Source organism: Pontimicrobium sp. MEBiC01747 (assembly GCF_053601635.1).
In genome coordinates this window covers 1-6,015 of sequence record NZ_JBSHNS010000386.1, presented here as the reverse complement: position 1 = coordinate 6,015, position 6,015 = coordinate 1, and the positions used below count along the sequence as shown (strand labels likewise).

The 6,015-nt window shown below is 30.9% G+C and carries 3 protein-coding genes; 1 reads left to right on the top strand and 2 read right to left on the bottom strand.

Translation table 11 applies throughout. From position 1 onward, the window contains the following. Positions 1-1,013, bottom strand: a 1,013-nt coding sequence (locus ACVC2P_RS12515; protein ID WP_452598805.1) for a Pycsar system effector family protein, incomplete at its 3' end; no start/stop codon positions are given. A gap of 46 nt (positions 1,014-1,059) precedes the next feature. On the opposite strand from ACVC2P_RS12515, the gene ACVC2P_RS12510 reads away from it, so the two are divergent. Continuing rightward, positions 1,060-4,770 carry a metallophosphoesterase gene (locus tag ACVC2P_RS12510; protein ID WP_452598804.1) on the top strand — a complete coding sequence of 1,237 codons (3,711 nt, stop codon included), beginning with the start codon at positions 1,060-1,062 and terminating at the stop codon, positions 4,768-4,770. An 8-nt stretch (positions 4,771-4,778) separates the two neighbouring features. Here the strand turns inward: ACVC2P_RS12510 and ACVC2P_RS12505 are convergent, their stop codons facing one another. Next, complete coding sequence (locus ACVC2P_RS12505; protein ID WP_452598803.1) at positions 4,779-5,585, bottom strand: SdiA-regulated domain-containing protein; 807 nt, start codon at positions 5,583-5,585, stop codon at positions 4,779-4,781. Positions 5,586-6,015: the final 430 nt, after the last annotated feature.

Below are 6,015 nucleotides of genomic sequence, written 5' to 3'. Positions count from 1 at the left end.
CCCAAGGCCCACTCAAACTCTCCAAGTTTCATTTTATGAAAATTCCCAAAAAATAAAAGGTTAACTTTTTTATTCTCTACATCCTCTTTAGTAAACTCACCTCTTGTAACATTTGGTCTTGTAGCAATAATGGACATTATAACCGACGCTACACTAAAAATAGTAAATATAATCGTTGGAATAATCATATAATCGTTGGAAGGGTTATCTAATTTAGAGATTAAATTAGATAGTACTAAAGAAATAATTATTGCATTTACAGATAATAATATATTAGCCTTTGTATCTGCGATATCACTTAATTTAATATGATTTCTTAAGGCAACTCTAAACAGTGTTTGTACCCCACGCTCAGAACTTTCACTTTTATATTTAACTTTATACTTAGCTTTTAATTCTTCCTTTTGGTCTTTAGACTGTTGTTTAAGTTTAGACTTCATTAATTTGGCTAAGTTCTTTTTTTTCACTTTACCCCATTTTTTCTTAGCATAATCGGTATAATACCTATGCTTTTTACTCAACATTTTTATATTCTCCTTACGCCATGCTTTAGCAGAATATACTTTAATGTCTTGCAATTCTAATTCAGTCCTTAGTAACTCGCTAACTTCTATAAAATACTTTTTCCCAAAATGCGAAGAATCTGCATCTTTTATAATTTCTTCAAGTTTGTTTTTAGGCTCAACACCTAATTTTGTTACCATAATACATGCATTTACAGCATTTATAGTGTCTTGCTTTACCCCCTGTTCTTTAAGAAATTCAGTGGCCAATTTAACACTCTCTTCTTCATGCCCCACTCTAGTATTAATATAACCTATATCGTGTAATAGTGATGCTAAAAGTAAAATTTCTGACTCTATAGCATTAATCTCTGAATTATCTATAATTTCTTTTGTACTTTCACATACACGTTTTGTATGTTCATAATTATGGTAAGTAAATGTGTTTGATAAATTTTCAGAAAATAAATCAAATACAAATTGGTCAGTAATTTCAATTATTTTAGACATATTTGCGCTATAATTAGTGAATTAATAATAATCACAAAGATATAATATGCTTAGAAACAGACTGACTTTAATCATTTTAATATGTGCTTTTTTCACAAATTGTGCTTCGCATAAGCTTCAATATAAGGATGAAACCTATAGTAAAGCGCAATTACCCTCAAAAGAAATTTACACCACATTTTATCTTATTGGAGACGCAGGGAAATCTCCTAAAAATGATTTATCTACTGGATTAAGAATATTTCAGAAACACATTTCTAAAAAAAGTACAAAAAAAGATTATGCTTTATTTTTAGGCGATAATATATACCCATCTGGTCTACCTAGCAAGAATGCTAAAGGACGAGATTATGCCGAGAACCATTTAAATGCTCAAATAAAATCTGTTGAAAATTTTAAAGGTAAAACTGTTTTTTTACCAGGAAATCATGACTGGTATGCCGATGGTGTTAAAGGTGTTAAACGCGAAGAAAAGTATATTGAAGATGCTTTAGGAAAAAATACATTCCAACCAGAAAATGGATGCCCTTTAGAAAGTATAGATGTTGGTGATAAAGTTCAACTCATTGTTATAGATACACAGTGGTACCTAGAAAATTGGAATAAAAACCCTACAATTAATGATGATTGCGAAATAAAAACCAGAGAACGATTTTTAGAAGAGTTAGAAGGCGAACTAAAAAAAGCACAACACAAAAGAGTTGTTTTTGCAATGCATCACCCTATGTATACTAATGGTTTACACGGTGGGTTTTATTCTGCTAAAAAGCACCTCTACCCTACTCAATCTAAAATCCCATTTCCTATTTTAGGTTCATTAATAACACAAATTAGAACTCAAGGAGGAGTATCTATTCAAGATAGATATAATGAGCGCTATAACGAATTAATGAAACGAATAGAAACCCTAGCACTAGAATACGATAATATTGTATTTGCATCTGGGCACGAGCACAACCTACAATACATAGAAAACAATTCTATTAAGCAAATTGTATCTGGTTCTGGCGCAAAAGAAGCTGTTGTTGCCTTAAGTAACAATGGATTATTTGCTTACGGAAAACAAGGTTTTGCAGAATTAAATATTTATAAAGACGGTAGTGTTTGGGTAAGTTTTTATGGTGAAGACAATAACAACCCCAAATTACTATTTAGAAAAGAAGTACTCCCAAAAACCAGAGAAGTTTTTAATACAGATGTACTTCCCGATACGTTCCCCAATACCATTGAGGCCTCAATATACACCAAAGAAGAAACAGAAAAATCTGGCTTCCACGAAGTACTATTAGGTAATCGTTATCGCGATTTATATAGTACAAAAGTAAAAGTACCAGTAGCAACCTTAGATACGTTATATGGTGGGCTAGAAATTGTGCGTGCTGGTGGTGGACATCAAACCAGGTCCTTACGATTAAAAATGAAAGATGGTAGAGAGCTAAACATGAGAGCGCTTCGTAAAAGCGCTACCCAATACTTACAATCTGTTTTGTTTAAAGAAACCTATGTAGACGATGCTTTCGACAAAACTTATATAGAAGACCTTATTTTAGATTTTTATACGGCAGCACACCCATACGCATTTTTTGTAGTTCCAGATTTATCAGATGCCGCAGGCGTATACCACACCAATCCACGATTATTTTATATCCCAAAACATAAACACTTAGGAGATTATAATACCGATTATGGAAACGAATTGTATATGATTGAGGAACGTCCAGAAGAAAACTATTCAGACGAAAGAAACTTTGGATATGCAGATGATTTAGAAAGTACTCATGATATCATTGAAAAAATTAGAAAAGACGAAAAATATAAGATTGATGAAAATGCTTATATACGTGCCAGACTTTTTGATATGTTATTAGGCGACTGGGATAGACACCAAGACCAATGGAGATGGGCACAATTTAACCAAGAAAATGGAGATAAATTATTTAAACCCATTCCTAGAGACCGAGATCAAGTCTTTTCTAATTTTGATGGTGCTTTATTAGACCTTATGAGAACACTTTCTGGCTCTACAAAACAACTACAAGTTTACGATGCAGAATTAAAAGATGTAAAATGGATGAATAAAGCTGGATTAAAACTAGATAAAGTTCTAATACAACAGTCTGGAAAAGATGTTTGGTTAAAACAAGCAAAATACCTTCAAGACCATGTTACAGATGCCATTATAGCAAAAGCTTTTTCTAAAGTTCCTGAAGAAGTAAGAGGTACTACTCTAGCAGAAATTCAAGAACACTTAAAAGGCCGTAGAGCAAACATTATAGACATAGCAGAACGCTATTATAATTATTTAAATGAATTAGTAATACTTACAGGAACAGATAAAGACGATTTTATTGAAATTACTAGAATTGGAGACAATGAAACGCATGTTAAAATCTCAAGAATTAAAGATGGAGAAAAAGGAGAAGTTATTGTAGATAGAACCTTTAGCAAAAAAATAACAAAAGAACTTTGGATTTATGGCTTAGATGATGAAGATGTTTTTGAAGTAACAGGAAAAGCAAACAACCCTATATATATAAGGCTAATTGGGGGGCAAAACAATGACACTTACCGTATTAAAAATGGTAGACGTATTAGAATCTACGATCATAAATCTAAGAAAAATACTATTGAAGAAAATAAAGGAGCAAAAGAGGATCTATCTGATACTTACAACAATAATATATTCGATTTTAATAAAAACATTATTAAGTCTGGCTCTATAACGCCTAGATTTGGCTACAATCCAGACGATGGTTTTTTACTAGGAATTAGTAAAATTTCAACTAAAAAAGGGTTTCACCGCAATCCATTTACTACACAACATAAAATTAATGCTGGTTATTATTTTGCAACTGGCGGTTTTAGTTTTGATTATAAAGGGGAATTTGCCAATTTATTTGGTGATTGGAATCTTCAAACCTCTGGAAGATTAACAACAGAGAATTTTTCTAATAACTTCTTTGGGTATGGTAACGAAACCATCAATAACGATGATGATTTAGACTTAGATTATAACAGAGTTAAAACCAGTATTTATGCAATAAGTGTTGGACTTACCAAAAAAGGAGATTTTGGTAGCGATTATGGTTATAAAATACTTGCCGAAGGTATTAAAATAGCAGATACTCCAGATAGATTTATAGAAATTTTTGCCCCATCTAATACAGATAATGGTTTTTATAAAAGACGCTTTTTTGTAGGGACAGAAGCTAATTTTAGTTATGAGAGTTTTGATGATAGAATTATTCCAACCAGAGCAATGACGTTTAAAACATCTATTGGTTTAAAAACAGAGCCAAGTGAAACCAAAAATACATTTGCACACTTAAATATGGATTTAGGGTTTTATAATGCCATATCTAAAAACAGAAAACTAGTGTTAAAAACAGACTTAAGATCTCAATTTAGATTTGGTAATGAGCTTGTGTTCTATCAAGCAGCAAATATTGGTGGAAAAAACGGATTAAGAGGCTATAGAACCGAGCGATTTACTGGGCAAAATGCTTTTGTAGGAAGTGCCGATTTAAGATACGCTTTTAATTCTTTTAAAACTAGCACGCTACCACTACAATTTGGTTTATTTATTGGTAGTGATACTGGTAGAGTTTGGGTAAAAAATGACACGTCTAAAAAATGGCATAATGACTATGGAGGAGGTTTTTGGGTTTCAGCAGCAGATTCAATTCAGGGAACTTTTAATTTCTTTAATAGTGATGAAGGGCTTAGGTTCTCGTTTGGGTTTGGTCTAAATTTTTAACCTAAGCATTAAAGGTTAAAACTATAAATGTTTCCTCCTTTAGATTTTCTTCGTTCATCAGTTATGTACAATAAACCATTGTTTTTGAAGCAAACACCTTCTTTTTGTGACTTATGTCCAAATTTTAATGCTTCAATTTTACCTGTAAAAAAATGATCGCCTTCAAAATCTGTTAACTTCCATATTTTATTATGATTAAGCAACACCACCGTTTTACCATCATTACTAATATCTGCCGATGTAACCTTATTTCTACCCCCTTTTAATTTAAATTTTGAAACTAATTTTGCTTCATGATTACCAATTTTGTTAGGCACACTTATTACTATAGATTTTTTATTTTCCTTACTAAAAATATAGAACTTATCGTTTAATAAAAAAAAGGCTTCAAAATCTTTAGATTTCATTTTTTTAGGAAGGGTAAAATCAATAACAGAAGCGGTTGTTGTATTGCTTGCCGTATTGACGCTTGATACTTTTAGTATTGAGAATTTTTTTCGCTTTTTAGAATTATTTCCAAAATCGCCAATATAAATATTCCCTTTAGAATCATGGGTTAAATCTTCCCAATCATTATTTTTAACGTCTTCTATTTTAATAGATTTTATAATATGTCCGTCTTTATCTAAGCCATATATTTTACTGGCATTCCCAGCATCTTCTATAGTCCAAAATAAGGAAGAGCCTTCTATCGTTTCAACAGCAGATACTTCTTTTAATTTATGGTCTATACCAGCAGTAACTTTTATTGTGTTGGTTTGACAAGAAATAAATGTAAAAGATAAAATAAGTATAAAACTGAAAAAGTATTTCATTATGATTTTTTTTTAAATTAAATGTATTTTTAAAATTGAATACGAGTAGACTCTAAGTCAGGACTAAGCCTCTGAAATAATAGAATATTAGCAGCTGCATTATTTGTCTACTGTAATATTAGCTTAGCTATTAACTAGGCTAAATAATATTTAATACAAAATTAATTAAGAGACGCCCTGTTTATTAACGCATTTAAAGCTTTCATTAGCTCATTTAAAAACGCAACAATGGCATATAAACAAGAATAAACAAATAAAATTATAATCCCTTCTGTTCTTTTAAAACATCTATTTGAGTCCTATTCTTTAAAGAGCAATCTCTGTAATATTTATAATAAAGACAATAAATTAAAAAACGCTTTTCAACCTTTTCTCAATTTGTAAAATCTAAACAAAAATCATCTCAATATCTTAATTGAGATGATTTTTG